Below are 26,461 nucleotides of genomic sequence, written 5' to 3' on the forward strand. Positions count from 1 at the left end.
CTCGCGCTGCACTGCGGCATGTCCGGCTTGCACGTTTGTGTACAAACGGTATCGTCGCAACGTAGATTTTGCGCGGACTTGGAATTCGCGAAGCCTTGGCCGCGGCGCTCAACGACTCGACTTGGGAACGAGGATGACGCAGACACCGATCCGCATCACCGTGAACGGCAGAATCCACGAGATCACTGCGGCGCGAGACACGCCGCTGCTCTACGTGCTGCGCAACGATCTCGCGCTCAACGGTCCGAAATACGGATGCGGCCTCGGTGAATGCGGCACCTGCACTGTCCTGATCGATGGCGCGGCGGCGCGCTCCTGCGTCATTCCGATCAGTGGCTGCGCCGGCCGCGACATCGTGACGCTCGAAGGGCTCGGTACCCGCGACAATCCGGATGTGGTGCAGCAGGCCTTCATCGACGAGCAGGCGGCGCAATGCGGCTATTGCCTCAACGGCATGATCCTGACGACCAAGGCGCTGCTTGCGATCAACCCGCGGCCCACCGAACAGGAAGCGCTGGCGGCGCTGCGCTACAATCTCTGTCGCTGCGGAACGCATATCGAAATCCTGCGCGCCGTGATGCGTGCGTCTGGCCAGCTTGCCGAGGCCGGTGATTGATGGCCTCCCCGCATCCGAACGGAGCTGAGCTGCAATCCGGCTCGCTCGTCGTCGTCCGCACGGTGGACGAGTGCACATCCGAGACCTTCGTCCGCATCACCGCGGACGGTTCGGTCACAGCCTACAATGGTCATGTCGATCTCGGCACCGGCATCCGCACGGCGCTTGGCCAGATCGTGGCTGAAGAGCTCGACGTCTCCTTTGCCCGCCTCGTCGTGGTGCTCGGCGACACCGCAACGGTGCCGAACCAGGGCGCCACGATCGCAAGCGAGACCATTCAGATCACTGCCGTTCCCCTGCGCAAAGCCGCCGCGCAGGCGCGTCACTTCCTGATCGCACGTGCGGCCGAGCACCTGGAGCTGCCGGCAGCCGATCTCAGGATCGAAGACGGCCTCGTGCGCGGGCACGACAATCGCAGCGTCAGCTATGGCGAGTTGATCGGCGGAGAGACCATTCGTCTCGAGCTTGCCGACGACGTCGCCGTCAAGCCGGTCGGCGATTACGCCATTGTCGGCCAATCGATGCCACGCGTCGACCTGCCCGCCAAGGCCACGGGCGAGCTGACCTTCGTGCACGACATCCGTGTGCCGGGCATGCTGCACGGCCGCGTGGTGCGCCCGCCCTATGCCGGCGTCGACGCCGGCCCGTTCGTCGGCACCAGCCTGATTTCGGTCGATGAATCCTCGGTGCGCGACATTCCCGGCATCATGGCCGTCGTACGCATCGGCGATTTCGTCGGAATCGTCGCGGAGCGCGAGGAGAACGCGATCCGTGCGGCCGAGCAGCTTGCAGTGAGCTGGCGACCGACGCCGGATCTGACCGATCTCGCCGACGTCGAGACCGCGCTGCGCGCCAATCCATCGACGCCGCGCACGCTGATCGACAAGGGCGACGTCGATGCTGCCATTGCCGGTGCGGCCAAGCCGATGCGGCGCACTTACGTCTGGCCATATCAGATGCATGCCTCGATCGGCCCGTCCTGCGCGGTCGCCGACTTCCAGGACGGCAACATCCGTGTCTGGTCGGGCACGCAGAACCCGCACGTGCTGCGCGCAGACCTGTCACTGCTGATCGAGCGTCCCGAGAGCGAGATCGAGGTCATCAGGTTGGAGGCCGCCGGATGCTACGGCCGCAACTGCGCCGACGATGTCACCGCGGACGCTTTGTTGCTCTCGCGCGCGGTCGGCCGGCCCGTGCGCGTACAGCTGACGCGCGAGCAGGAACACGCCTGGGAGCCCAAAGGCGCCGCGCAGCTCATCGACGTCAATGGCGGCCTGGATGCGGCGGGCGACGTCGCTGCCTACGATCTCGCTACGCGCTATCCGTCGAATGCCGCGCCGACGTTGGCGCTGTTGCTGACGGGACGGATATCGCCGAGGCCGGACGTCCTCCAGATGGGCGACCGCACCGCGATCCCGCCTTACGATTACGGCCACATGCGCGTCGTAGCCCACGACATGGCGCCGATCGTGCGCGCGTCCTGGTTTCGCGGCGTCTCGGCCCTGCCCAACACCTTTGCGCATGAATCCTATATCGACGAGGCCGCAACCGAGGCCGGCGTCGATCCGATCGAATATCGCCTGCGTTACCTGAAGGACCAGCGCGCGGTCGATCTCGTCCATGCGGTCGCCGAGCGGGCGGGCTGGACGCCGCGGCCGGTGCGCGAAGAGAAAGACGGCGAGATCGTGCATGGGCGCGGCTTTGCCTATGCGCTCTACGTCCACAGCAAATTCCCCGGCTATGGCGCGGCTTGGTCGGCCTGGGTCACCGACGTTGCCGTGAACAAGTCGACCGGCGAGGTCAGCGTGACGCGCGTGGTTGCTGGGCAGGACTCCGGATTGATGATCAACCCGGACGGCGTGCGCCACCAGATCCATGGCAACGTCATCCAGTCAACCAGCCGCGCACTGATGGAGGAGGTCTCGTTCGAGCGCGGCGCAGTCGCGGCGCGGGAATGGGGCGCCTATCCGATCATCCCCTTCCCTGACGTGCCCAAGATCGACGTGTTGTTGCTGCCGCGGCCGGACCAGCCGCCGCTCGGCGTCGGCGAATCCGCCTCGGTCCCGAGTGCGGCTGCGATTGCGAACGCGATCTTCGATGCCACCGGCGTGCGATTTCGCGAGCCGCCGTTCACGCCCGAGCGCATCCTGAATGGATTGCACAGCGGCGGGCCGGCCACGCCGCAGGCGCTGCCCGCTCGCGCTGCGCCACAACCATCCCGTATCTGGGAGAATCCATTCGCCAAACGCGCCGGCATCTTCGCGACGGTCGCGGCCGTCTGCACCGCGGCGATTGGCATCGGTGCGGCTGTTTTGCCCAGCCGCGCCATCGCACCGATCGCGCGGCCAGACCCATCGGTCTATTCCGCAGCGACGATCGCGCGCGGGCAACAACTGGCCGCACTCGGCAATTGCGCGGAGTGCCACACCATGATCGGCGGTGCGCTCAACGCCGGTGGCCGCGCGCTGGAGACGCCGTTCGGCACGATCTACGCGACCAACATCACGCCCGACGTCGAGACCGGCATCGGCGCCTGGTCCTATCCCGCATTCGAGCGCGCGATGCGCGACGGGCTGCATCGCGACGGACGGCAACTCTATCCCGCCTTCCCCTACACGCACTTTTCGAAGACTGGCGATGCCGACATGCAGGCGCTTTATGCCTATCTAATGGCACAGCCTGCGGTGCGCGCGACGCAGCCGGCGAATACGCTCGCCTTCCCGTTCAATCTCCGCCCGCTACTTGCCGGATGGAATGCGCTGTTCCATCAGACGCGCGAGTTCAAACCTGATCCTGCCAAGTCCGAAGTCTGGAATCGCGGCGCTTATCTGGTCGAGGGCCTCGGCCATTGCAGCGCCTGCCATTCGCCGCGCAACGCGCTCGGCGCCGAGCAGCGCGGCGCCTATCTCGCCGGCGGCTTTGCCGAGGGCTGGGAGGCGCCGCCGCTGACCTCACTCTCGCACGCGCCGATCCCATGGAGCGAGGACGAGCTGTTCGCCTATTTGCGCACGGGCCACTCGCGGTATCATGGCGTCGCCGCCGGACCGATGGCGCCTGTTGTCAGGGATCTCACAGCCTTGCCCGATCAGGACATCCGCGCCATGGCCGTCTATCTCAACTCGTTCTATGACACCGCGACCGACGCGAAAGCGCAGGATGCGATCGCTCTGAAGCTAGAAGCTTCAACGCAAGTCACGACGGCGTCCTCCACCGGCGCACGGCTCTATCAGGGCGCCTGCGCCGTCTGCCACGAAGTCGGCGGCCTGGCGCTGTTCGGCAGCCGCCCCTCGCTCGCGCTCAACAGCAATCTGCACAGCGCCACATCGGACAATCTCGTGCAAATCATCCTGCACGGCATCGCCGAGCCGGTGTCGAGCGATCTCGGCTACATGCCGGCCTTCAAGAACAGCATGAGCGATGCGCAGGTGGAGGAACTGGTCACATTCCTGCGCAAGCAGTTCGCACCAGACAGGCCGGCATGGACCGGCGTGCGTGAGACGGTCACGTGCCTCCGGACCTCAGCACATTAAGCGTGCTTCTTCACGTCCACCGGCGGCGTGCCGTGCGTATGGAAGGACTCGATCGTCTTCAGGCCCCACGCCTGCCCCTTCTTGCGTTCCTCTTCCGTCCATACGATCGGCTTCCAGTCGGGCGCGAGGATGAGGCGCGCGCCGGCATTGGCGACTTCGACGCGATTGCCGCCGGGCTCGTAGACGTAGAGAAAAAAGGTCTGCTGGATCGCGTGCTTGTGCGGGCCGGTCTCGATGTGGATGCCGTTCTCCAGGAAGATGTCGGCGGCGCGCAGGATCTCCTCGCGGCTGTCGAGCGCGTAGGTGACGTGATGGAAGCGGCCGGGCGTGCCGGAATGGTCGAGCGAATAGGCAAAATCGTAGCTCTTGTTCGACATCGTCAGCCACATCGCCGCTTCGCGGCCGTCGTTCAGCACGATCTGCTCGGTGAGCCGGCAGCCGAGATAGTTCTCGAAGAACTCGCGGTTGGCCTTGATGTCCACGGCGAGGCAATTGAGGTGGTCGAGGCGGCGGACATTGACGCCGCGCGCGGGAAAGCGCTGTGCCTGGTTCTTCAGGGCGGGCTTCAGCTCGGGCGGCGCCTGATACCATTCGGTCTCGTAATAGAGCTCGACGATGTGTCCATCGGGATCGCGGCAGCGGAAGGTCGGCCCCTGCCCCATGTCGCCGTCGATCCAGCCGATGTCGAAGCCGGACCCCTTCAGCGCCGCGACGCGGCGCTCCAGCGCCTGCTGGCTGCGCGCACGCAACGCCATGTGCTCCATGCCTGACGTCTTCGACGCCGTCAGTTTGAGCGAATAGCGCTCATAATCGTCCCAGCCGCGCAAATAGACCGACTCGCCCTTTTGTCCGCTGACGGTCATGCCCATCACGTCGACGAAGAATTTCAGGCTCTCGTCCGGCTTCGGCGTCAGCAGCTCCATGTGGCCGAGATGAGCGAGATCGAAGATCGGTTCGGGCTGCATGGGTCTCCTCCAAGACGTGGCTTGCGATCCGCTGGACCGGTCCCGCGATCCGGCGCAGGCTGTAATGCGCTCACGAGCCGGTGGGCGGCAGCGAGGCCGCCGGTTTATTTGTACTAATGTACAAATGATTAGGTCTCGTCAACAAATTCAGCGTCGGCGCTGCGAATGACGGGCCGTTCGGGACGACGAGCCGTCCCCAGAAAGGGGGACCGACTGCCCGAATGGTAAAATCTTCCTTAAACCTCCCGGGGCCCCGGCCGGCAAAAAGCAGCATTCCCACCGTTTCTGCCCACAAGTATGTATGGGAACAAACCTCGCACCCGAATTGTCGCGGATTTAACGAAGCGCCGGCGCCTGCCGCTTAACCGTTTGTCCAGCGACGGCCGTGCATAGTCCGGGCAACCCGTTGCTCTTGCCAGGTTCATTCATTGTGACATCATTTGGACGCGTGATTTCGGTTCGCGGATCGCTCGCCCGGGTCGGGCTGCTGGCTGAAAGCCGGATGCCGGTCTCGGAAGTTCGGGCCACCGTCGGCCGCTTCGTCAGTATCCGCTGCGCCAGCTCGGTCATCGTCGCCATGATCACCGAGGTGTCCTGCGAGAACCTCTCGAGCAACGACAATCTGATCGCCATCGCCTCGGTCGACCTGCTGGGCGAAATCCTCAACGCGACCGGCAAGGCTAAATTCCAGCGCGGCGTCACCAACTATCCGACCATCGGCGATTCGGTCGACCTGATCACGAGCCAGGAGCTGCGCACGATCTACGCGCCCACCGGTTCCGACCAGATCAATGTCGGCTTCCTTCAGCAGGACAGCTCCGTCGTCGCCTATGTCGACATCGAGGAAATGCTCTCCAAGCACTTTGCAGTGCTGGGATCGACCGGCGTCGGCAAATCGACCGGTGTGTCGCTGTTGCTCAACGAGATCCTCAAGGCACGCCCGAACCTGCGCATCTTCCTGCTCGATGTGCACAACGAATATGGCCGCTGCTTCGGCGACCGCGCGCTGGTGCTCAACCCGCGCAATCTGAAACTGCCATTCTGGCTGTTCAATTTCGAGGAAATCGTCGACGTGCTGTTCGGCGGCCGCGCCGGCGTGCCCGAGGAGCTCGACGTCCTCGCCGAGGTCATTCCGCTCGCCAAGGGCGTCTATACCCAGTACCAGAACGCCGACCGCATCGGCTTGAAGCGCATCGATCCCAAGCAGATCGGCTACACCGTCGATACGCCGGTGCCTTATCGCCTGGTTGATCTGATGTCGCTGATCGACGAGCGCATGGGCAAGCTCGAGAACCGCTCCTCGCGCATCATCTATCACAAGCTGATCTCCCGCATCGAGGCGGTCCGCAACGACCCGCGCTACGCCTTCATGTTCGACAACGCCAATGTCGGCGGTGACACCATGGCCGAGGTGATCAGTCACCTGTTCCGCCTGCCGGCCAACGGCAAACCGATGACGGTGATGCAGCTCGCCGGCTTCCCGGCCGAGGTCATCGATTCCGTCGTCTCGGTGCTCTGCCGCATGGCCTTCGACTTCGGCTTGTGGAGCGACGGCGTTTCGCCGATGCTGTTCGTCTGTGAGGAGGCTCACCGCTACGCCTCGGCCGATCGCAATGTCGGCTTCGGGCCGACCCGCAAGGCGGTGTCGCGCATCGCCAAGGAAGGCCGCAAATACGGCGTCTATCTCGGCCTCATCACCCAGCGTCCGGCCGAGCTCGACGCCACCATCATCTCCCAGTGCAACACGCTGTTCACGATGCGCCTTGCCAACGAGCGCGACCAGGCGCTGCTGCGCGCCGCGGTGTCGGATGCGGCCGCGAACCTGCTTTCGTTCGTGCCCTCGCTCGGCACCCGAGAAGTGCTGGCATTCGGCGAAGGTGTCGCGCTGCCGACGCGGCTGCGCTTCAAGGAGGTGCCGCCGCATCAATTGCCGCGCGGCGAAGCCACGATCAGCAGCGTGCCCTCCGTCACCTCCGGTCACGACATGCATTTCGTCGGCGCCGTGCTCGAGCGCTGGCGCGGTGCCACCTCGCAGCGCGACGTGCCGAACGATCCGGTGTTCTCGGCGCCGCCCGCGAAGACGCTCTCCAGCATCGAAACTCCGATGCTGCAACCGTCGATGGGGTTGGATCCGGACCGCTTCTCGCTGCTGAAGAAGCCGCTGCGGTAAAGCGACGCTCGTTTTCCAGCGCCGGCATTGCGAGCCTGGCGTCACGTTGAGCATGGCACCCGCATCGACTATGGTTGCCGGCCCCAAGCCGGAATCCATGCCCATGACAAAGCCTGTGCAACGCTTCGCCGCTCCCGCCCTCGATGCGCTCCCTGACGACATCCGCACGCGTCTCCTCGCCGTCCAGGAGAAGAGCGGCTTCGTGCCGAACGTGTTCTTGACGCTGGCCTACCGCCCGGACGAGTTCCGCGCCTTCTTCGCCTACCACGACGCACTGATGGAGAAGGACGGCGGCCTCAGCAAAGCCGAACGCGAGATGATCGTGGTCGCGACCTCGGCAGCCAATCAGTGCCAGTATTGCGTGATCGCGCATGGCGCGATCCTGCGTATCCGTGCCAAGAACCCGCTGATCGCCGACCAGATCGCCACGAACTACCGCAAGGCCGACATCACGCCGCGGCAGAAGGCGATGCTCGACTTCGCGATGAAGGTCTCGGCCGATGCGCAGCGGATTTCCGAGGACGATTTCACCGCGCTCGCGCCGCATGGCTTCAGCGACGACGACATCTGGGACATCGCCGCAATCTCCGCCTTCTTCGCACTGTCGAACCGGCTGGCGAATTTCACCGGCATGCGGCCGAACGACGAATTCTATCTGATGGGACGGTTGCCGAAGAAATGACCGACCGCCGCGAGGGCGGAAGGAACGCATCGCCACAATGCAGCGGATGAGTTCCCGCTTGACGGGAACTCTGTGTTTTCGCAATCGCACACGTTTAATTAAGAATCTCACCCTCAACTAGCACAAACGCCTTGGCACAACTTGCGCAGTTTCCGTCCCCGGAGACGCGGATGAGTCGTGCCTGTTGGGGGGCTTCTCATGAACGTGCGGGCATTTGTTATCGCGACCTGTATTGGCACGACATTCTTCGCTGCCGGATACGCATGGAACTATCAGCCGGAGATCATCAACGCGAACGAGATATGGAGCATGTACGAATCGGAGCACGGCAAGGCGCGGGCTGCCGTCTTACGCGTCCTCGTTGCGCCGAATTCAGCTCACTTCAACGGCCTGCGAACGATCGATGCAGACCAGGCAAGATACGTATGCGGCTCCGTAAAAGCGATGGACAAGGAGAGGCAGTATGTCGAGGCCGCGTTCGTTTACACCGTCTCGATCGATTTTGCCCGTATCGACGACGACGGCCGGATGACGTCGCAGCGCTCTGCTTACAAGCCCTGCCCAGGCGCGGCCGACGACAAAATTGCCGACCAGAACACGCTGATATCGCCAGGCGCGCTGTCGATGATCAAGACCATCGAAAAAGTCATCCCCAAGTCGAGCGGCGGAACGATGGAACAACAGCTTGGCCAGCTGGCCGGACAGACAGCGGCGGTGGCGCCAGGTTCGGCGGTCCCGCGGAGATCAGCCGGCTCATCGGGTTCGCCAGCCTCAGCAGGGGCAGGATGGGCGCCAGCAGCACAGCATTCAGGTTCGGGCGTGGAGGCGCGACAAGCAGATGAACTGACGTGGCGTGTCGATCAGCCGCCGGCTGCATGGCCAAGTTTCCCCTCGGACCATCCGCTGGCGAAATCGGCGCAGAAGCGGACGAGCGCCGAGGCCCTGGCTTTCGCAACAGATATCGAGGCTCGCTGGGAGAAGGCCAAATCATCTGGCGTTCCGGCCAAGCGTCCTTCGCCTGAGGAGATCAAGGAAGCATGCCGCGCGCTACTTACGATTGATCCCGCGGACAAGGATTATCCGCGGGCCTGGGCCGCCTTTGTGCGGTTGCGCAAAATCGATCGCGACGCTGCTGGTTGAACTGGCGTGAACCTGTCCTAGCGCTGCGCCATCAACTCGAGCGCCGGGGCAAAGCCCTCGGAAAAAGTCAACGTCTTGGCATGGTGAACTGCGGCAAACGACGCCGAGATCCCGGCTGAAGCGACCACGAGCAGGGCAACGGCGAAAACCAGACGGCGCATTTCGGCCTCCTGTGTGAGCTCGACAATTCCAACAGATGGCACGGCTTTGTTTCAGCACTGCTTCGCGCGGACGGGAGATGGTTTCACTCAAGAGGCTGTGATCAGATCCGGTTTGCGAAGCCGCATGCCTTGCTGCTGCGAGCGTTGCGCCTAATCATCCTCCGCTGGCCCACACCAGCCGGGCAGATAGATCGCATCCTTGCTCTTGGCTGAGGACATCGCCTTCTCGAGCGCCTTGTCGAAATTGGCATCCACAGTCTTGCGCGACAGCTTTCGACGCAGATAGTCGGCCCACAGGAATTCGGAGAAGGGCGTGGTGTCCTTGGCGAAGCCGCCCATGCGGCGCAGTTCGCCGGCAAGGCTCCGGAAAGGATCGTCCTTGAGGTCGACGACGGATTTGGGCAAATCGCGGAACGGTCGCCGTTCGCCCTTGGCGTCGTAGGGGTAAACCCAGCGCTTGTTGTCCATCACGCCCCAGAACGCTTCGCGCTCAACCATCCTGAGGTCGCCGACAATGGTGACCAGCACCTCCTTGACGCCCTCGTCGTGCAGCGCGCGACCGAGATGATGATGGTCGATCACGTAATAGCGCTCGTCGGGGCCGTGCACGACGGGGATCATATGCTTGCCGAGCAGATCGGCCTGCTTCTTCTTGTCGTGCTCGCGCCAGCGCTTGCGCTTCTCCTTGACCTCGCGCATCCCGACCGTCATCTGCGTCGGCCGCAGCGACAGGATCGACACCGGATGCACTCTCGGTTCGCGCGTATTGGTCATGGTCGAAAGGCCCCTAACATGGTTGCAGCTGCGTGGTCAGGTTCCCTGGACTATGTCATGGGCACCGCGCCGGCAAATGCATTCGGCTCGGTGGATATTATTGCATCGCACCCTCTGCAGGCCCGGAACGACCACGGTTCCACGGTCCTTCGTTCGCAGTCCTGCAGGATAGTGCGAACGCGCAATGCACGTGCGCGTTGAGAAAATTGTCTGCAACGCGTTCACTACGTGTGCTATCTAAAAATCGCTGCTTCGGAGTGATCCCTGCACCATGACAACCCAGCGGCCCATAAGCTCGGATGACGAGCACCGGGTGCTCCAGTTCAGGCCGCGCACCTCGCCTTCCCCGACGGCCCACCGCGGCAACGCTAGCGTGCAGCAATTGCGCGTCGCGCCCGAGCGGCTCGACCTGTCGCGCTACGAGGAGCCCCGCACCGAACCGGACGATTTCCGCCATCGCATGCTCGCCAATATCGCGGCGCTGGCCTTCACCATCGCACTGACCGCGATCGGGATCTGGCTCGCGGTGAGCATCGCCGACCTGCGCCGGACCCAGGATTGCGTGCTGATGGGCCGCCGCGACTGCGTCAAGATCACGACGCCGCACATCTAGGCAGGACATCTGGTAAGCAAGACGTCTGGTAGGCCCGCTGGCGCTCCTTCGGCCGAAACGGCTCAGCCGGGGCGTCCCCAGCCCGGTCCCCACACCCGTCCGGCTCCATTGAACTCAGGGCGGCGCTCCGATATACGGGCTTTCGACCCGGCCAGAGGGGGGTTGAGGGCGTCATCGGGGCGCGATGCCCACCCATCGTTCCACTCTGGAAAATCTGACAAACATCTGCAATATATCAAAGGCTTAGTGATGTCCTCCACATTCGATCAGGTCGCTACGATCATCGCTGAAACCTGCGACATCCCGCGCGACACGATCACGCCGGATAGCCATGCCATCGATGACCTCGGCATCGACAGCCTCGATTTCCTGGACATCGCGTTCGCGATCGACAAGCAGTTCGGTATCAAGCTGCCGCTGGAAAAGTGGACTCAGGAGGTTAACGACGGCAAAGCGACCACCGAGCAGTATTTCGTGCTGAAAAACCTGTGCGCCCGCATCGACGAACTGGTTGCGGCCAAGGGCGCGAGCGCCTAAGCGCGCGGTCATGCAACTCGAATACTTCCACATGATAGATCGCGTCGTCGACCTCAACGTCGACGCGAAGACGATTGTTGTCGAGGCTCAGGTCCCGATGGAGAGCACCATCTTCGAAGGGCACTTCCCGGGCTATCCCCTGATGCCCGGCGTGCTCCTGATCGAATCGATGGCGCAGGCCTCGGGCTGGCTTCAGCTTGGCGTGCTCAAATTCGAGCGTATGCCGATCCTGGCTGCCGTCAAGGAGGCCAAGGTCCGCGGCTCGGTCTTCCCCGGCGATCTCATGAGCATCGAGGCGAGCCTGGCCCATCAGGGCTCAGGCTACGCCGTGACCAAAGCCAAGATCAAGGTCGGCGGCAAGCTGCGCGCGAATTCGACGCTGACCTTCACGCAGATTCCCTTTCCCCATGCGGATATGCGCGCCCACATGGACGCGGTCGCCAAACGCGTCGGCTTTCCGCAACAGGCCGTATTGCCATGACCGAGACTGCTTCGAAGCCTGCCCAGACGGAAGTCTGGATCACCGGCATTGGCCTGGCCACCTCGCTCGGCGAGGGCCTGGACGCCAACTGGGCCGCGCTTCAGGAGAAGCGCATCAATGTCGACGAGAAGGGCTTTGCACCCTACATTGTGCACCCCCTGATGCCTGTCACCTTCGACAGCCAGATCCCCAAGAAGGGCGACCAGCGCCAGATGGAAGCCTGGCAGCGCATCGGCACCTATGCGGCCGGGCTTGCGCTCGACTCCGCCGGGATCAAGGGCAACAAGGACATCCTGTCGAAGATCGACATGGTGGTCGCCGCCGGCGGCGGTGAACGCGATCTCAACGTCGACACCGGCGTGCTCACGGCCGAGGCCAAGGGCGCCAACGCGCCCGGCTTCCTCAATGAGCGGCTGATGAGCGATCTCAGGCCGACGCTGTTCCTGGCCCAGCTCTCCAACCTGCTCGCCGGCAACATCGCCATCGTGCACGGCATTGGCGGCACCTCGCGCACCTTCATGGGTGAAGAGGTTGCCGGCGCCGATGCCGCCCGCATTGCATTGTCGCGCATCGCCTCCGGCGAGAGCGACATCGCGCTGATCGGCGGCTCGCACAATGGCGAGCGCAAGGACCTGATGGTCCTCTACGAATTCGGCGACTTCAATCTGAAGGACAAGTTCGCCCCCGTGTGGGCGCGCAAGGACCACGCCGGCTTCGCGCTCGGCTCGGCTGGCGCGTTCCTGGTGCTGGAATCGAAGGCCCATGCGGAAGCGCGCGGCGCAAAACCATTCGCAAAGCTGTCGAGCGTCGTTGCCGACCTTGCCCGTCGTAAGACCCCCGGCGACATGGCCGCGACGCTGGAGAAGCTTTGGGCAAAGTTGCCGAAGCGCGACGGCAAGGGCGCGATCATATCCGGCGCGACCGGCGCGGAGCCTGCGACATCAGAAGAGCGCGCCTTCCTGAAGGGCCACGCCGAGTTCCCGGTGCGCTCGACCGGCACGATGTTCGGCCACACCATGGAGACGCAATTCCCGCTCGGCATCGCGCTCGCCGCGCTGTCGATCTCTCGCGGCGCGCTGTTTCCGCCGAACGATTCCACGGGCACCGAGATTGAAATGCAGGGAGCGCCCACCCAGATTGTGGTGGTGGGGGCCGGACACTGGCGCGGCGAAGGCATGGCGCTGGTCGAGGCAGTAAGCTAAAGCGCGTTACGCTTTGGCAGGTTATTGTTTGGGTATGATCTTCTCGGAAAACCGCGTCACGCTTTTTCGGATCATGCTCCAGCTCAAGCGGGGATCGACATGACTGCACCACGCGACAAACTCGGGCGTCCCGTCGTCGTCGTCACCGGCATGGGCATCATGACCTCGCTCGGCAACGGCAAGACCGACAATTGGGCGAAGCTCGTCGCCGGCGAATCCGGCATCCGCACCATCACGCGCTTTCCGGTCGACGGCCTCAAAACCACGATGGCCGGCACGGTGGATTTCGTCAGCGTCGATCCGTTCTCCTCCACCGGCCTGTCCGAACGGATGGCCGAACTGGTGACGCAGGAAGCGCTGGACCAGGCCGGGATCGGCACCAAGGCGGATTTCCCGGGTCCTCTCTTTCTTGCGGTCGCACCGGTCGAAGTCGAATGGCCGCAGCGCCGCGAACTCGGCCGCGCCGTCGGCAAACCCGACTTCAATTACGACGATCTGCTGCGCATCTCCGGTGGCGGCAAGTACAGCGCCTATCACCACCGCTTCATGTTCGGTTCGGTCGCGGCCTACCTCGCCGAGACCTTCGGCACCAAGGGCTCGCCGATCTCGTTGTCGACGGCCTGCGCTTCGGGCGCGACCTCGATTCAGCTCGGCGTCGAGGCGATCCGCCGCGGCGAGACCGATGCCGCGCTGTGCGTGGCGACCGACGGCACCGTGAATCCGGAGGCGCTGGTGCGCTTCTCGCTGCTCTCGGCGCTTTCGACCCAGAACGACCCGCCGCAGGCGGCCTCCCGTCCCTTCTCCAAGAACCGCGACGGTTTTGTCATGGCCGAAGGCGCCGGTGCGCTGGTGCTCGAAAGCTATGAAGCCGCCACCGCGCGCGGCGCAAAAATACTCGGCGTAATCGCCGGCTGCGGCGAGCTCACCGATTCCTTCCATCGCACCCGCTCCTCGCCCGACGGCAAGCCGATCATCGGCTGCATGAACAAGACGCTGGCCGATGCCGGCATGACGCCGGATCAGATCGACCACATCAACGCGCACGGCACCGCGACGCCCGAGAACGACAAGATGGAGTACAATACGACATCGGCCGTGTTCGGCGAGCTCGTCTCGAAGATTCCGGTCACCTCCAACAAGTCGATGGTCGGCCACACCATCTCGGCCGCGGGCGCGGTCGAGGCGATCTTCTCGCTGCTGACGCTGGAGCATCAGCGTATCCCGCCGACGATCAACTACGACAATCCGGATCCCACGATCCTGTTCGACGTCGTCGGCAACAAGGCACGCGATGCCCGCGTCACCGCGGTGATGTCGAACTCGTTCGGCTTCGGCGGCCAGAACGCCTCGCTGATCCTGACCCGCGAACCGGCCTGACCGGACGCATGGCGCTGCTTCCGGCGAGGACGAAGGCCCGCGCGCGGCAGACGGCAAAGTCGATCGGTGGAGGGCTGATCGGCGCTGCCACCGTCGGCATGTTGCGCACCACGCGTTATTTCGATCCAGCCAAGACCTCGGACTTTTTCGCACGCGTCACCAAACTGATCGGCCCGCGCCTGCGCGAGCACCGCATCGGCCGCGCCAATCTCACCGCGGCGTTTCCGGACAAGTCGCCCGAGGAAATCGAAGCCATCCTGATGGGCGTCTGGGACAATCTCGGTCGCGTCGGCGCCGAATTCGCCCATATGGACCAGGTCTGGGATTACGACCGCGATCATCCAGAAAACAGTCGGATCGAACTGCCCAGCCGCAGCATCGAGCTGTTCGATCAAATCCGCGACGACGGCAAGCCGGCGTTGATCTTCGCCGCGCATTTGGCCAATTGGGAATTACCGGCGCTCGCCGCGGTCGCACACGGGCTCGATGCAGCAATCCTCTACCGCCGCCCGAATATCGCCTCCGCCGACCGCATCATCCAGGAGATGCGACAGGTCAACATGGGCACGCTGATCCCGGCGGGGCGCGACGCGCCGCTGCGGCTTGCCCAGGCGCTCAAGGACGGCAAGCACGTCGCGATGCTGATCGACCAGTATCTGACCGGCGGAGTCGAGGTCACCTTCTTCGGCCGCAAGACCCGCGCCAATCCGATGCTGGCGCGCCTGTTACGACAGGTCGAATGCCCGATCCACGGCGTCCGCGTCATCCGCCTGCCCGGCGGCCGCTTCACCGCCGAGATCACCGAAGAGGTCCACCCGGTGCGCGACGCCGACGGCAAGATCGACATCCAGGGCACCACGCAGGCGATCACGAGCGTGGTGGAAGGCTGGGTCCGCGAGCATCCGGAGCAGTGGCTGTGGCTGCACCGAAGGTGGCGGTAGCGGACAGTAGTGCTTACCGCCCCGTCTTCACCCTGGTCCAAAGCCTATTGATGACCCGCTGGGTCGCGGGCTCACGCGCCGTGATGACGAACAGCTTTGCGAGCGTCGCCTCGTCCGGATAGATGTTCTTGTCGTTCAATATTTTCGGATCGACCAGTTTCTGGCTGGCGAGGTTGCCATTGGCGTAGGACAGGAAGTCCGTATTCCTGGCGGCCACGTCCGGACGGTAGAGATAGTTGATCAGCTCGTAGGCTTCGCTGACGTTCCTGGCATCCGCGGGGATCGCGAGATTGTCGAAGAACATCTGCGCGCCCTCCTTCGGGATGGCGTAGCCGATCTCGATGCCGCTTTTGGCTTCGGCAGCGCGGGCGCGGGCCTGCATGATGTCGCCGGACCAGCCGACCACGAAGCAGATCTCGCCGGTGGCGAGCGCGCTCAGATATTCGGACGAATGAAACTTGCGCACGGAGGGCCGCACCTTGGTGACGACATCGGCGGCCTTTTCGAGGTCGGCCTGCTTGGTCGAGATCGGATCGAGCCCGAGATAGTTCATCGCCGCCGGAAAGATGTCGTCGGCGGAATCCAGCATGTGGACGCCGCAGTCTTTGAATTTCGCGAGGTTCTCCGGCTTGAACACGATGTCCCAGCTGTCAATCTTGGCATCCGCTCCGAGAATCTGCTTCAGCTTGGCGACATTGTAGCCGATGCCGGTCGTGCCCCACATGTAATTGGCGGCGTAGACGTTGCCGGGGTCGTAGATCGCGAGACGTTCGGTCACCACCGGCCAGGCATTGGCCAGGTTCGGCAGCTTCGACTTGTCGAGCTTCTGGAAGATGTTGGCCTTGATCTGGCGCTGGAGGAAATAGGCGGTGGGCACCACGACGTCATAGCCGGATTTGCCGGCCATCAGGCGCGTCTCCAGCGTCTCGTTGGCGTCAAACGTGTCGTAGACCACCCTGATGCCCGTCTCCCTGGTGAAGGCCTCGAGGACGTCGGGCGCCACGTAGTTCGACCAATTGTAGAAGTTGACGACCCGCTCCTCGGCCCCGGCAGGAGCGGAGAGCAACGTCAGCGCGGCGGCGATCGCAAGGCCAAAACCACAGCGGCTGACGTTGGTCATCTCCCTACCTCTTGCGCCCGCGCACCGCGTCCGACAGTCGCTCCAGTGCGGTGTCGAGCGTCTCGTCCTTCTTGGCAAAGCAGAAGCGCACCACCGAGGTCACAGGGTCCTGCTCGTAGAAGGCCGAGACCGGGATAGCCGCGACCTTGTAGTCCTTCACGATCCGCCAGCAGAACTCGGTGTCGCTCTCGTTCAGCCCGAGCGGGGACAGGTCGACGGTGAGGAAGTAGGTGCCCTGCGACTTCAGCACGGGGAAGCCGAGGCTCTCCAGTCCCTTGGCGAGGCGGTCCCTGCTCCGCGCCAGGTCCTTGCGCATCGACAGGAAGTACTCGTCGGGCTTGCCGAGCCCGTAGGCGACGGCGGCCTGGAGGTTCGGCGCGGTGGTGAAGGTCAGGAATTGGTGCGCCTTGGCGGCAACGCGCAGCAGCGGCGGCGCGGCGCAGACGAAGCCGATCTTCCAGCCCGTCAACGAGAAGATCTTGCCGGCCGAGCCGACCTTGATGGTGCGATCCCGCATGCCGGGGATGGTGATCAGCGGAATGTGCTTGTGCTCGTCGAAGGTGACGTGCTCCCAGACCTCGTCGCAGATCGCGATGACGTCGAACTCCTGGCAGTAGCGCGCCAAAAGCTCGAGATCCTCGCGCGGAAACACCACCGCGGACGGATTCAGGGGATTGTTGAAGAGCACCGCCTTGGTCTTTGAATTGAAGACGCTTTTCAGCATGTCCTCATTCAGCCGCCAATGCGGCGGCTCGAGCCGGACCAGGCGCGGAATGCCACCGGCCTGGCGGATGATCGGCAGATAGGAATCGTACACTGGCTGGAAGCACACCACCTCGTCACCGGGCTGGACGACGGCGAGGATGGCCGAGGTCAGGGCCTCGGTGCCGCCGGAGGTCACCATCACCTCGCTCATCGGATCGAGCTCGAGCCCGTGCCAGTGGCCGTAATGGGTCGCGATCGCCTGGCGCAGCTCCGGCAGGCCCATCATCGACGGGTACTGGTTGTAGCCGTTCAGCGAGGCCTCGGCCGCGGCGCGGCGGATGTCTTCGGGGCCCGGGTCGTCGGGAAAGCCCTGGCCGAGATTGATGGCGGCATTGTCGCGCGCGGCCTGCGACATCGCCTCGAAGATGGTGACGGGAAGGTCCGCGAAGACCTTGTTGAGGGACGAGCTCTTGGACATCGGCGGGGTCAGCCGCCGATCTTGCTGGGAAGACCCGCCGCCTTCCAGCCCAGCATGCCGCCGGCCAGATGCTTGTCGTAGGGCAGGCCCGCGGCCTGCGCCGCCAGCGAGGCCGTCACCGAACGCTTGCCCGAGCGGCAGGCGAACACGACCTCCTTGCCGGCGGGATCGGGGATCGCCTTGGGATCGAAGGTCGAGAGCGGCACGACCACGCCGTAGGGATAAGCCTCGGCCTCGACCTCGTTCGGCTCGCGCACGTCGACGAGGAGATAGCGCCCTTCCGCGACACCCTTGGAGACCTCGTCCGGGGTCAGATCCTGTACTTGATTTGCCACATCATCCTCCAACGTCGCGGGCCGCTGCCGGGGCGATCCCGGCGGCCGGCAACCTCGCCTCTCGGCCCGCGAAAATCAAGCGCTACAAAGGCTTGAGCTGCCTTGCGCAAGTTAAAGCTAAATCGCAGCGACTTGAAGCGCGACCTTCACGATGCCTGAAGCTCCTGCTTCACACCTCACCGCTAGCTCAGTGTCATTCCCCGCGAAAGCGGGGAATCCGGTACGCCGCGGCCTGCCCGTATCCACGCACTGTTTCTGGGTACTGGATCGCCCGGTCCAGCCGGGCGATGACAGCTGCGGAGCTAGATCGTCACCTGGGTGCCGACCTCGACGACGCGGCCGGAGGGGATCTGGAAATAATCGGTGGCGTCGTTGGCGGAACGGCTGAGCGAGATGAACAGCCGGTCCTGCCAGCGCGGCATGCCGGAATGGGCGGCCGGCTTGAGCGCCCTCCGCGACAGGAAGAACGAGGTTGACATGATGTCGAACTGCCAGCCGAGCTTGCGGGCGATCGCCAGCGCCTTCGGCACGTTGGGCGATTCCATGAAGCCGAACTTCAGCGTCACCTTGGAGAAGGTCGGCGAGATCTGTTCCAGCTTCACCCGCTCGGCCGGATCGATGCGCGGGGTCTGTGCGGTCTCGATGGTGAGAATGACGTTCTTCTCGTGCAGCACCTTGTAGTGCTTCAGACTATGCATCAGCGCGGTCGGCGCGCTGAGGGGATCGCTGGTCAGGAACACCGCGGTGCCGGGCACGCGCTGCGGCGGCCGCTTCTCCAGCATGGCCACCAGGTCGGCGAGCGGGAATTCGAGCTTGCGCGACTTCTCGAACAGCAGCCGGCTGCCGCGCCGCCACGTGTACATCAGGATGATCATGAGCGCGCCGAGCGCCAGCGGCACCCAGCCGCCCTCGAACACCTTGAGCAGATTGGCGGCCAGGAAGGTGAGGTCGAGAAACAGGAACGGCGCGATCAGGGCGGCAGCCGTGAACGGCGACCACCGCCATACCTTCCAGATCACCACGAAGCCCATCATCGCCGTAACCACCATGGTCCCGGTGACGGAGATGCCGTAGGCCGAGGCCAGCGCGCTGGAGGAGCGGAATAAGAGCACCAGCAGGACCACTGCGACGAGCAGGAGCTGGTTGATGCGCGGGATGAAGATCTGGCCGGAATGGGCTTCGGACGTATGGCGAATTTCAAACCGCGGCAACAGACCGAGCTGGATCGCCTGACGCGTCAGCGAATAGGCACCGGTGATGACCGCCTGGCTCGCGATAACCGTTGCGGCGGTGGCCAGCACCACCATGCAGCCGCGGAAAAAACCTTGCGGAAAGAGCTGGAAGAACGGGCTCACGATCGCGCCGGGGTCGCCGAGCACGAGGGCGCCCTGCCCCAGATAGTTCAATGCTAGCGACGGCACCACGATGAACAGCCAGGCGGTCTGGATCGGCCGCTTGCCGAAATGGCCGAGGTCGGCATAGAGCGCCTCGGCACCGGTGACCGCCAGGAACACCGCGCCGAGCGTCACGAAGCCGATGATGCCGTGGTGGATCATGAAGGACACGGCGTAGAGCGGGTTCAGCGCGAACAGCACCTGCGGCTGCTGGATGATCGGGTGGATCGCCGCGATCGCGATCACCGCGAACCAGACGCACATAATCGGGCCGAAGAAGGCGGCGACGCGAGCGGTGCCACGGGACTGCACGGCAAACAGACCGACCAGGATGATCACGGTCAGCGGCACGATGTAGGACTCGAAGTGCAGGGTGACGTCCTTCATGCCTTCGAGCGCCGACAGCACCGAGAGCGCCGGCGTGATCACGGCGTCGCCGTAGAACAGGGCTCCGGAAATGATGCCGAGCAGGACGATGGTTGTTCCGCGGGTGCCGACTGCGCGCTGGGCCAGCGCCATCAGCGCCAACGTGCCGCCCTCGCCGTTGTTGTCGGCACGGAGCAGGATCACGACGTATTTGAGCGTCACAACGACGATGAGCGCCCACAGGATCAGGGAGAGCACGCCGAGCACGGCCGCCGGCGTCGGCACCCCCTCCGCGCCGGAAGCCGCCATGACCGCCTCGCGGAACGCGTAGAGCGGGCTGGTGCCGATGTCACCGTAGACGACGCCGATGCTGCCGAGTGTCAGCGCACCGAAGCCGGCAGTGGTGTGGGCATCGCCATGCCCATTGGCCGCCGCCGTTTCCGGGGCGGAAATCGCGATATCACTTGTCATGGGAGAGCCTGGTGGCCTCTAAAAATGCTTCACTGCACAACGGCAGAAGGGCGCGGGGCTTATAGGCCTGCGCTGCCGGCATAGCCTAGCCAGATTTCGGGCCTTGGCCATGCACATTTGCATGGCTTCGCCGGCCGCCATTTAGATGGTGACCTGGGTTCCGACTTCAACCACGCGTCCGGTGGGAATCTGGAAATAGTCGGTGGCGTCGTTGGCGGACCGGCTCAGCGCGATGAACAAATGGTCCTGCCAAAGCGGCATGCCGGACTGCGCCGACGCCTTCAGCGAGCGCCGCGACACGAAGAATGAGGTCGACATGATGTCGAATTGCCAGCCCTGCTTGCGCGCGATCGCGAGCGCCTTGGGCACGTTCGGCTGCTCCATGTAACCGAAGCGCAGGCGGACCTTGAAGAACTTGTCGCTGATCTTCTCCATCCGGAAACGCTCCGACAGATCGACCCGCGGCGTGTGCGCGGTCTCGATGGTCAGGACCACGTTGTGCTCGTGCAGCACCTTGTTGTGCTTGAGATTGTGCAGCAGCGCGGTCGGCACGAAGGAGGGATCGCTGGTCAGGAACACCGCGGTGCCCTTGACGATGTGCGGCGGCCGCTTTTCCAGGCTCCGGATCAGATCGTCCAGCGGCACCTCGATGCGGCGCGTTTTCTGGATCAGGATCCCGGACCCTCGCCGCCAGGTCCAGATTGTCCCTGCCATGATCACGCCGAACAGCAGCGGCACCCAGGCGCCTTCGAGCAGCTTCAGAAGATTCGCGCTGAAGAAGCTGATGTCGACCACGACGAAGGGCAGGATCACCGCTGCGGCCGTCGCCGCGCGCCAGTTCCACAATTTCCAGATCACGATGAAGCCCATGATGCCGTCAGCAACCATGGTGGTGGAGACCGCAATACCGTAGGCCGAAGCCAGATTGCTGGGGGTGTGGAACAACAGCACCAGCAGCATCACACCGATCAGCAGCAGCCGGTTTACACGCGGCAGATAGATCTGGCCGGCATGAGTTTCCGAGGTGAAGCGCACCTCGAAGCGCGGCAGGAGGCCGAGCTGCACTGCCTGATAGACCAGGGAATAGGCCCCCGTGATTACCGCCTGGCTCGCGATCACGGTCGCCGCGGTCGCAAGTCCGACCAGCGGCAGCACGAAATGCTCGGGCACCATGCGATAGAAGGAGTGTTCGATCGCGCTGGGATCCGACAGCACCAGTGCGCCCTGCCCGAAATAGTTGATCAGGAGCGCAGGCAGCACGAAGAACATCCAGGCCGACTGGATCGGCTTGCGGCCGAAATGGCCGAGGTCTGCGTAGAGCGCCTCGCCGCCGGTCACCGCGAGGAACACCGCGCCCAGTGTCACCAGGCCGATCGTGCCGTGCGACAGCAGGAATTGCAGGGCGTAATAGGGATTGATCGCTGCCAGCACCGACGGATCGTCGGCGATGTGAACGGCACCCAGCACGGCAAGAACGGTGAACCAGACGACCATCACCGGCCCGAAGGCTGAGGCGACCAGTGCCGTCCCCTTGCTCTGGACCGCGAACAGCAGCGTCAGGATGAGAACGGTCAGGGGAACGACATAGTGCTCGAAGGCGGGCGTTGCGAGCTTCAGACCCTCGACCGCCGACAACACCGAGATCGCCGGCGTGATCATGGAATCGCCGATGAACATGGAGGCGCCGACGACGCCGAGCGCCATCAGGAACCAGCTCCGCCGCCCGAGCGCGCGCTGGCCGAGCGCCATGAGGGAAAGCGTGCCGCCCTCCCCGTTGTTGTCGGCGCGCAGCAGCAGCAGCACGTATTTGGCGGTGACGACGATCAGCAGCGCCCAAAGGATCAGCGAGAGCACGCCGAGCACCATGACCCGCGAGACCGGCTGGCCATGGGCCGCGCCCCTGACGGCCTCGTGGAATGCGTAGAGCGGCGACGTGCCGATGTCGCCGAAGACGACGCCGATGCTCCCGAGCGTCAGGCCCCAGAAACCCGAGGTGACCGGCCCGTCCGGAGCTTCGGTCGATGTGATGCTCGCCGTCATATGAAACTGGAACGCTTCTGCCCGAGAATTGATCCGGCGCCTTTTGACGGTTCCGGCGCCCCTGTCAATCGGCACATCACCATAGCAGGCACCGGGCCAGATGCTGTGACGGCGCAGCAACGGTCGTTGCCCACGCGACGACATGCCTCAGGTAAGATGGTGGCACAAGAGCCCTGAGCCTTTCAGTCCCCGATTGAAGGGGAATTGGCTCTACATCCTTGTTTTGTCGCGCTTCTTCGCGCGAAACAGGGTCCACTTCGCTCGAATGCGCCCTACGGCTTCAGATTCGGCGGCAGCGGCGGATCTTCGCGCATCAGGGTGATGGTCACCCGCCGGTTGGCCGCGAGCGAGGGATCGTCCGGAAACAGCGGCTGGGTATCCGCCTTGCCGGCGACGGCGAAGACATGGGCGGCCGGCAGGCCCTCGCGTTCGAGGATCTGACGCACGGCATTGGCGCGGTCGGCCGACAGATCGAAGGCGCCGTAGTCGCTGCGGGTCGGCACGAATCCAGCCGCGGTGTGGCCGGCGATGGAGACGCGCAGCGGCGTCGCCTTGAGCGGGACAGCGAGCTTCTCGATCAGGCGGCGGGTGCGGTCATAGGGGACTTTGGAGCCGTCGGCGAACATCGAGCGACCGTCCTGGTCCACGATCTCGAGGTTGAGGCCCTGCTTGGTCTCCTCGAACATGATGTGCTTCGACATCTCGGTCAATTCCGGCATGTCCTGCAACGCTTGGCGCAGCGAGGCCGCCGCCAGCGCAAAATTGCGGTCGACCTTGATCTTGGCGCCCGACGTGCGGTCACGATCCTCCTGGTCCGGCGTCGGCGTGTTGGAGGAGTCCTCGGGCTGAATGTGATCGACGTTCTTCAGCCGAGGGCGGGTCGGCAGCCCGTCGGACTCGACGATGCCGGAATAGCGCGCTTCGGTCTGGACACCGAAGGCGTCGCGCATGGAGCCTGCGACGACCTTCAGCTTGTTGGCATCCTGGGTCGAGAACGCGACGAGCATCACGAAGAAGCTCATCATCAGGCCCATCAGATCGGCGAAGGTCACGAACCAGCCGTGACCGCCTCCGTGTGAATCGCCGCGCTTCTTCTTGGCCATATCTCAAATCCCGGCGCGCGGCCTCAGGCCGGCACCGGCTCGCCTTCAGCGTGGCGGTGCTTCTCGGGCAGATAGGCCAGCAGCATTTCGCGGACCAGCGTGGGGCTCTTGGAGTCGCGGATCATCAGGATGCCGTCGATGATCAGCGTGCGGTTGGTCTCTTCGTCCAGGAGCTTTCCATGCAGCTTGTCGGCGATCGGGGTACAAAACAGGTTGGCGACCAGCGCGCCGTAGAGAGTCGCGAGCAGCGCGGTCGCCATGAACGGGCCGAGCTTTGACGGGTCGGTCATGTTGGCGAACATCTGCACCATGCCGATCAGCGTGCCGACCATGCCGAAGGCCGGGGCGCAGTCGCCGATGGCGCGGTAGATCTTGCTGCCTTCATCCAGATGCATCAAAAAATTATCGCGGTCGCGCTCGAGATTGTCGCGAATGAAGTCCAGGTCGTAGCCGTCGGCGACGTAGCGGATGCCCTTGGCGAGGAACGGCTCGTCGGTCTCGACCTTTTCCAAACCCACCGGCCCTTGCTTGCGGGCGATCTCGGCGATGCGGGCGAGTTCGTCGACCAGATCGTGCGCCGACAGACGGCTCATAGTGAAGGCAAACTTGGCGCCGAGCGGTAGGCCGTGGATCAGCGTCGAGAGCGGAAAGCGGATCATGGTCGCGGCCGTCGAGCCGCCGAAGATGATGATCATCGCATGCTCGGAAACGAACATGTGGAGATCGCCGCCCAGCAGCATCATCGTCGCGATGACGACAATGCCCGCCACGAGCCCGATGCTCGTCATGATATCCATGGGAGACTCCAACGCGAACGCAACAACGGCCGTCCTGGCCGATGGCGCGGCCCAACCCCGAACCGCATCGGAAACCCTAGTGAGCCGCGATTAAAGACGCGTAAAGGTTAAGTTGAGCCGGCGCGCCTGGCGGCCGCAGCGCGCTGAAAGGCGCCGGCTTTTGCCGACTGCCGACACGGATCTCAACATTTTGCTAACCATACGGTGTCGCGCGCACCCGTCACCCGTGCACGCGATCCCTTCGGCTGCGGCCCTGCGCCACATCGGGGGCGACCGATCAATTGGTATTCTGGATCCGGGCCGGGACCTCATGGCGGAAGGCATCGCAATGGTGACGCTGTTCAGTCTTCTCACCGCGCTTCCCGCAGTGCTGGCGCTCCACATGCTCGAACCCGGGCTCGTCCTGCCGGCGTTCAGCGTGCTGCTCTTTGCCGAGGCGGCCCTCGCCGTGATCGTAGCGCACCTGATCCACATGCCGGACAATGCGGAAGATATCACCCTGTGGGATTTTGCCGGCGGCTTCACCTTGATCGGATGCGCTGCCGCGGTGCTCGGCGAGCCGGATCAGGCCGCCTTGTTCCTGACGGAACAGGGCAGCCTGCGAGCGGCGTCGCAACCGTAGATCATCGCGGTCCCGCCGTTAGTGAATCTCCGCCGAGCGCTTCAGCGCAGCCTTCAACTTCTCCAACGAGAAGTCGGGGCTGCGGGCGATCTCGAGGATCGGCGTCTCGCGGCGGCCACAGAGTTCGGCGGCCTCGGGCAGCTTTGCGGCAATATCGTGCGGAATTACGACGGCGCCGTGCTGGTCGGCATGGATCAGATCGTCCGACTTCACGGTCATGCCGGCGACGCGCACTTCGCCGCCAAAGCTCTCGGCATGCACCCATGCATGCGACGGGCCGATCGAGCCGGCCAGCGCCTGGAAGCCCGGCGCCCATTGCGGAATGTCGCGGATCGAACCGTCGGTGATGACGCCGAGGCAGCCGAGCGCCTTGTGCACGTTGCTCTGCACCTCGCCCCAAAACGCACCGTAGCCGACGTCGGGACCGTCGATGTCCTGGATCACCGAGATGCGCGGACCGTGGCCGGTACCGACATATTCGTAATATGCGATGCGGCGCTTGGACTGCTCTTCCGGCGGTAGTGAATTTTTCAGCACCGAGCGGATCGCGACCGTGCGGGCATAGCCGACGATCGGGGGCAGATCGGGAAATGGGCAGACCAGTGGTTTGGTGGTGTAGCCGATCAGCCGGCGCTCGGGCGCCACGATCTCCATGGCATTGCAGATCGTCGGCGTGTCATAGCGGCCCAGCGCTTCGAGGACGGAAGCGGGCAGCGGCCCGGTCGCAGTATTCGTCACAGCGTTCTCTCCCAGATTGGCGGCCGCTGTTGGTGCGGTGCCGCCTGCACCGGGCGATATAGCCGAGATCGGGCTTCAACCCAACTCAGGGCGCCTCATGGCAGATATCCAAGTCTCGCTGTTCAGTGCCTTGGCTGCTTGGCGCTTGCCGTTCAGTGCAGCCGGTCGGGCCGGTCGTCTTCGCGCGGCGGCTCCGACAGGTTTGCCAGCGTCGGCGCCGAAGGCGGCGAGGAGACCTCGCCTCCAGCCGGCGCGGTGGCTTCCATCGCGCGCGCCTGGTCGCGATAGGATTTGTAGCCGAGCGGCAAAGCGAGCAGATACAGCACCGTTCCGATGGACAGCACGTGCCAGGGATAGGCGATCAGGATCGCGATGAACACGACCACCGCGACGAACGCCGGCAGCACCAGCTCGGGCGGCACGCGCATGCGCTTGGTCTTGCCGGAGAACACCGGCAGGCGCGACACCATCAGGAAGGCGATCAGCAGCGTATACGCAGCCGTCACCGCCGCAGGCAGCCGGCCGAGATCGAGGAACGCGACATAGATCGGCAGCAGCACCGTGATCGCGCCGGCCGGCGCCGGCACGCCGGTGAAGAAGTTGGCGGCGAAGGCCGGCTTGTTGGGATCGTCCATGGTGGCATTGAAGCGCGCCAGGCGGAGGCCACCGGAAATCGCGAATACCATGGCGGCGATCCAGCCGGCATTGCCGAGCTCGTGCAGCTGCCAGAAATACAACATCAGGCCGGGCGCCACGCCGAAATTGACGAAGTCGGCGAGGCTGTCGAGCTCGGCGCCGAACTTGGACTGCCCCTTGATCATGCGCGCGATGCGGCCGTCGATGCCGTCGAGTGCCGCCGCGAACACGATGGCGTAGACCGCGAGCGACATCCGCCCCTCGATCGAGAGCCGGATCGAGGTCAGGCCGGCGCAGATCGCCAGCAGCGTGATGACGTTGGGCACCAGCATGCGCACCGGGATCGGGCGGAACCGCCGGCGGCGCACATCAGGATCTTTGAAGTCATAAGGCGTCATGGCTCGTCCTCACCTTGGGGCGAGATATAGCAAGCCGCGTTCCCCTCCGCCATTGCGGCGGAAGGCCCC

24 protein-coding genes are annotated in these 26,461 nt (G+C 64.2%); 12 read left to right on the top strand and 12 right to left on the bottom strand.

Annotated features, from left to right (window positions below; genetic code table 11):
• Positions 1 to 133 precede the first annotated feature (133 nt).
• Positions 134 to 616, top strand: coding sequence for a (2Fe-2S)-binding protein (locus IVB07_RS23005; RefSeq protein ID WP_018459322.1), 483 nt, complete (start codon positions 134 to 136; stop codon positions 614 to 616).
• Complete coding sequence (locus tag IVB07_RS23010; protein ID WP_247363279.1) at positions 616 to 4,146, top strand: molybdopterin cofactor-binding domain-containing protein; 3,531 nt, start codon at positions 616 to 618, stop codon at positions 4,144 to 4,146. Before IVB07_RS23005 ends, IVB07_RS23010 begins: the two co-directional genes overlap by 1 nt.
• Here the strand turns inward: IVB07_RS23010 and IVB07_RS23015 are convergent.
• Positions 4,143 to 5,111 carry a catechol 2,3-dioxygenase gene (locus tag IVB07_RS23015; protein ID WP_018459324.1) on the bottom strand — a complete coding sequence of 323 codons (969 nt, stop codon included), beginning with the start codon at positions 5,109 to 5,111 and terminating at the stop codon, positions 4,143 to 4,145. The two genes, IVB07_RS23010 and IVB07_RS23015, sit on opposite strands and share 4 nt — an antisense overlap.
• Before the next feature lie 430 nt (positions 5,112 to 5,541).
• Between IVB07_RS23015 and IVB07_RS23020 the strand changes: the two genes are divergently transcribed.
• From IVB07_RS23020 to IVB07_RS23030, 3 genes are all read left to right on the top strand, one after another.
• On the top strand, positions 5,542 to 7,281 hold the full coding sequence (locus IVB07_RS23020) for an ATP-binding protein (RefSeq protein WP_026233778.1): 1,740 nt from the start codon (positions 5,542 to 5,544) through the stop codon (positions 7,279 to 7,281).
• A 103-nt stretch (positions 7,282 to 7,384) separates the two neighbouring features.
• Entirely contained in the window at positions 7,385 to 7,963 is a 579-nt protein-coding gene (locus IVB07_RS23025; RefSeq protein WP_026233779.1) for a peroxidase-related enzyme, read from the top strand.
• 198 nt (positions 7,964 to 8,161) lie between these two features.
• Positions 8,162 to 9,103 (top strand): hypothetical protein, encoded by a 942-nt coding sequence (locus IVB07_RS23030; RefSeq protein WP_018459327.1) that lies wholly within the window; start codon positions 8,162 to 8,164, stop codon positions 9,101 to 9,103.
• 17 nt (positions 9,104 to 9,120) lie between these two features.
• Here the strand turns inward: IVB07_RS23030 and IVB07_RS23035 are convergent, their stop codons facing one another.
• Together IVB07_RS23035 and IVB07_RS23040 are read right to left on the bottom strand one after the other, a co-directional pair.
• Positions 9,121 to 9,264 (bottom strand): hypothetical protein, encoded by a 144-nt coding sequence (locus IVB07_RS23035; RefSeq protein WP_018459328.1) that lies wholly within the window; start codon positions 9,262 to 9,264, stop codon positions 9,121 to 9,123.
• Positions 9,265 to 9,414: 150 nt separating this feature from the next.
• Positions 9,415 to 10,038, bottom strand: coding sequence for a ParB-like protein (locus IVB07_RS23040; RefSeq protein WP_018459329.1), 624 nt, complete (start codon positions 10,036 to 10,038; stop codon positions 9,415 to 9,417).
• A gap of 271 nt (positions 10,039 to 10,309) precedes the next feature.
• On the opposite strand from IVB07_RS23040, the gene IVB07_RS23045 reads away from it, so the two are divergent.
• The 6 genes from IVB07_RS23045 to IVB07_RS23070 all read left to right on the top strand — a co-directional run bounded on the left by IVB07_RS23045 (position 10,310) and on the right by IVB07_RS23070 (position 15,189).
• Entirely contained in the window at positions 10,310 to 10,651 is a 342-nt protein-coding gene (locus IVB07_RS23045) for a hypothetical protein (RefSeq protein ID WP_018459330.1), read from the top strand.
• A 249-nt stretch (positions 10,652 to 10,900) separates the two neighbouring features.
• On the top strand, positions 10,901 to 11,188 hold the full coding sequence (locus IVB07_RS23050; protein ID WP_007592476.1) for an acyl carrier protein: 288 nt from the start codon (positions 10,901 to 10,903) through the stop codon (positions 11,186 to 11,188).
• Positions 11,189 to 11,198: 10 nt separating this feature from the next.
• Complete coding sequence (locus IVB07_RS23055; protein ID WP_018459331.1) at positions 11,199 to 11,669, top strand: 3-hydroxyacyl-ACP dehydratase FabZ family protein; 471 nt, start codon at positions 11,199 to 11,201, stop codon at positions 11,667 to 11,669.
• On the top strand, positions 11,666 to 12,871 hold the full coding sequence (locus tag IVB07_RS23060; protein WP_018459332.1) for a beta-ketoacyl-ACP synthase: 1,206 nt from the start codon (positions 11,666 to 11,668) through the stop codon (positions 12,869 to 12,871). Before IVB07_RS23055 ends, IVB07_RS23060 begins: the two co-directional genes overlap by 4 nt.
• A 99-nt stretch (positions 12,872 to 12,970) precedes the next feature.
• Entirely contained in the window at positions 12,971 to 14,248 is a 1,278-nt protein-coding gene (locus tag IVB07_RS23065; RefSeq protein WP_018459333.1) for a beta-ketoacyl-ACP synthase, read from the top strand.
• An 8-nt stretch (positions 14,249 to 14,256) separates the two neighbouring features.
• Entirely contained in the window at positions 14,257 to 15,189 is a 933-nt protein-coding gene (locus IVB07_RS23070) for a lipid A biosynthesis lauroyl acyltransferase (protein WP_018459334.1), read from the top strand.
• 13 nt (positions 15,190 to 15,202) lie between these two features.
• Here the strand turns inward: IVB07_RS23070 and IVB07_RS23075 are convergent, their stop codons facing one another.
• The 7 genes from IVB07_RS23075 to IVB07_RS23105 all read right to left on the bottom strand — a co-directional run bounded on the left by IVB07_RS23075 (position 15,203) and on the right by IVB07_RS23105 (position 23,998).
• Positions 15,203 to 16,309, bottom strand: a complete 1,107-nt coding sequence (locus tag IVB07_RS23075; protein WP_018459335.1) for a polyamine ABC transporter substrate-binding protein — start codon at positions 16,307 to 16,309, stop codon at positions 15,203 to 15,205.
• Between the two features lie 4 nt (positions 16,310 to 16,313).
• Complete coding sequence (locus IVB07_RS23080; RefSeq protein ID WP_018459336.1) at positions 16,314 to 17,492, bottom strand: aminotransferase; 1,179 nt, start codon at positions 17,490 to 17,492, stop codon at positions 16,314 to 16,316.
• A gap of 8 nt (positions 17,493 to 17,500) precedes the next feature.
• The gene (locus IVB07_RS23085) at positions 17,501 to 17,827 is read right to left on the bottom strand and encodes a rhodanese-like domain-containing protein (protein ID WP_026233780.1); all 327 of its coding nucleotides are present in this window, start codon (positions 17,825 to 17,827) and stop codon (positions 17,501 to 17,503) included.
• A 302-nt stretch (positions 17,828 to 18,129) separates the two neighbouring features.
• Positions 18,130 to 20,058, bottom strand: coding sequence for a potassium transporter Kup (locus IVB07_RS23090; RefSeq protein WP_018459338.1), 1,929 nt, complete (start codon positions 20,056 to 20,058; stop codon positions 18,130 to 18,132).
• A 141-nt stretch (positions 20,059 to 20,199) separates the two neighbouring features.
• Positions 20,200 to 22,098: a potassium transporter Kup gene (locus IVB07_RS23095; RefSeq protein WP_018459339.1), complete on the bottom strand. Its 1,899-nt coding sequence runs from the start codon at positions 22,096 to 22,098 to the stop codon at positions 20,200 to 20,202.
• Positions 22,099 to 22,370: 272 nt separating this feature from the next.
• The gene (locus IVB07_RS23100) at positions 22,371 to 23,201 is read right to left on the bottom strand and encodes a flagellar motor protein MotB (RefSeq protein ID WP_007592497.1); all 831 of its coding nucleotides are present in this window, start codon (positions 23,199 to 23,201) and stop codon (positions 22,371 to 22,373) included.
• A 23-nt stretch (positions 23,202 to 23,224) separates the two neighbouring features.
• A complete protein-coding gene (locus tag IVB07_RS23105) occupies positions 23,225 to 23,998 on the bottom strand; it encodes a MotA/TolQ/ExbB proton channel family protein (protein ID WP_018459340.1) in 774 nt (257 codons plus the stop codon).
• Positions 23,999 to 24,326: 328 nt separating this feature from the next.
• On the opposite strand from IVB07_RS23105, the gene IVB07_RS23110 reads away from it, so the two are divergent.
• A complete protein-coding gene (locus IVB07_RS23110; protein WP_204513921.1) occupies positions 24,327 to 24,620 on the top strand; it encodes a hypothetical protein in 294 nt (97 codons plus the stop codon).
• 18 nt (positions 24,621 to 24,638) lie between these two features.
• On the opposite strand, the gene IVB07_RS23115 is transcribed toward IVB07_RS23110, so the two are convergent.
• Together IVB07_RS23115 and IVB07_RS23120 are read right to left on the bottom strand one after the other, a co-directional pair.
• Complete coding sequence (locus tag IVB07_RS23115; protein WP_018459343.1) at positions 24,639 to 25,358, bottom strand: RraA family protein; 720 nt, start codon at positions 25,356 to 25,358, stop codon at positions 24,639 to 24,641.
• Positions 25,359 to 25,510: 152 nt separating this feature from the next.
• Positions 25,511 to 26,392, bottom strand: coding sequence for a phosphatidylcholine/phosphatidylserine synthase (locus IVB07_RS23120; protein ID WP_018459344.1), 882 nt, complete (start codon positions 26,390 to 26,392; stop codon positions 25,511 to 25,513).
• Positions 26,393 to 26,461 lie beyond the last annotated feature (69 nt).

Origin of the sequence: Bradyrhizobium sp. 172, assembly GCF_023101065.1 — a bacterium.
GTDB classification, from domain to species: Bacteria; Pseudomonadota; Alphaproteobacteria; order Rhizobiales; family Xanthobacteraceae; genus Bradyrhizobium; species Bradyrhizobium canariense_D.

Excerpts from the sequence above, each read along its gene's own strand:
- IVB07_RS23005 (WP_018459322.1), top strand. The coding sequence starts at position 134 with ATGACGCAGACACCGATCCGCATCACCGTGAACGGCAGAATCCACGAG.
- IVB07_RS23010 (WP_247363279.1), top strand. The coding sequence starts at position 616 with ATGGCCTCCCCGCATCCGAACGGAGCTGAGCTGCAATCCGGCTCGCTC.
- IVB07_RS23015 (WP_018459324.1), bottom strand. The coding sequence starts at position 5,111 with ATGCAGCCCGAACCGATCTTCGATCTCGCTCATCTCGGCCACATGGAG.
- IVB07_RS23025 (WP_026233779.1), top strand. The coding sequence starts at position 7,385 with ATGACAAAGCCTGTGCAACGCTTCGCCGCTCCCGCCCTCGATGCGCTC.
- IVB07_RS23030 (WP_018459327.1), top strand. The coding sequence starts at position 8,162 with ATGAACGTGCGGGCATTTGTTATCGCGACCTGTATTGGCACGACATTC.
- IVB07_RS23035 (WP_018459328.1), bottom strand. The coding sequence starts at position 9,264 with ATGCGCCGTCTGGTTTTCGCCGTTGCCCTGCTCGTGGTCGCTTCAGCC.
- IVB07_RS23040 (WP_018459329.1), bottom strand. The coding sequence starts at position 10,038 with ATGACCAATACGCGCGAACCGAGAGTGCATCCGGTGTCGATCCTGTCG.
- IVB07_RS23045 (WP_018459330.1), top strand. The coding sequence starts at position 10,310 with ATGACAACCCAGCGGCCCATAAGCTCGGATGACGAGCACCGGGTGCTC.
- IVB07_RS23050 (WP_007592476.1), top strand. The coding sequence starts at position 10,901 with ATGTCCTCCACATTCGATCAGGTCGCTACGATCATCGCTGAAACCTGC.
- IVB07_RS23055 (WP_018459331.1), top strand. The coding sequence starts at position 11,199 with ATGCAACTCGAATACTTCCACATGATAGATCGCGTCGTCGACCTCAAC.
- IVB07_RS23060 (WP_018459332.1), top strand. The coding sequence starts at position 11,666 with ATGACCGAGACTGCTTCGAAGCCTGCCCAGACGGAAGTCTGGATCACC.
- IVB07_RS23065 (WP_018459333.1), top strand. The coding sequence starts at position 12,971 with ATGACTGCACCACGCGACAAACTCGGGCGTCCCGTCGTCGTCGTCACC.
- IVB07_RS23070 (WP_018459334.1), top strand. The coding sequence starts at position 14,257 with ATGGCGCTGCTTCCGGCGAGGACGAAGGCCCGCGCGCGGCAGACGGCA.
- IVB07_RS23075 (WP_018459335.1), bottom strand. The coding sequence starts at position 16,309 with ATGACCAACGTCAGCCGCTGTGGTTTTGGCCTTGCGATCGCCGCCGCG.
- IVB07_RS23080 (WP_018459336.1), bottom strand. The coding sequence starts at position 17,492 with ATGTCCAAGAGCTCGTCCCTCAACAAGGTCTTCGCGGACCTTCCCGTC.
- IVB07_RS23090 (WP_018459338.1), bottom strand. The coding sequence starts at position 20,058 with ATGACAAGTGATATCGCGATTTCCGCCCCGGAAACGGCGGCGGCCAAT.
- IVB07_RS23095 (WP_018459339.1), bottom strand. The coding sequence starts at position 22,098 with ATGACGGCGAGCATCACATCGACCGAAGCTCCGGACGGGCCGGTCACC.
- IVB07_RS23100 (WP_007592497.1), bottom strand. The coding sequence starts at position 23,201 with ATGGCCAAGAAGAAGCGCGGCGATTCACACGGAGGCGGTCACGGCTGG.
- IVB07_RS23105 (WP_018459340.1), bottom strand. The coding sequence starts at position 23,998 with ATGGATATCATGACGAGCATCGGGCTCGTGGCGGGCATTGTCGTCATC.
- IVB07_RS23110 (WP_204513921.1), top strand. The coding sequence starts at position 24,327 with ATGGTGACGCTGTTCAGTCTTCTCACCGCGCTTCCCGCAGTGCTGGCG.
- IVB07_RS23120 (WP_018459344.1), bottom strand. The coding sequence starts at position 26,392 with ATGACGCCTTATGACTTCAAAGATCCTGATGTGCGCCGCCGGCGGTTC.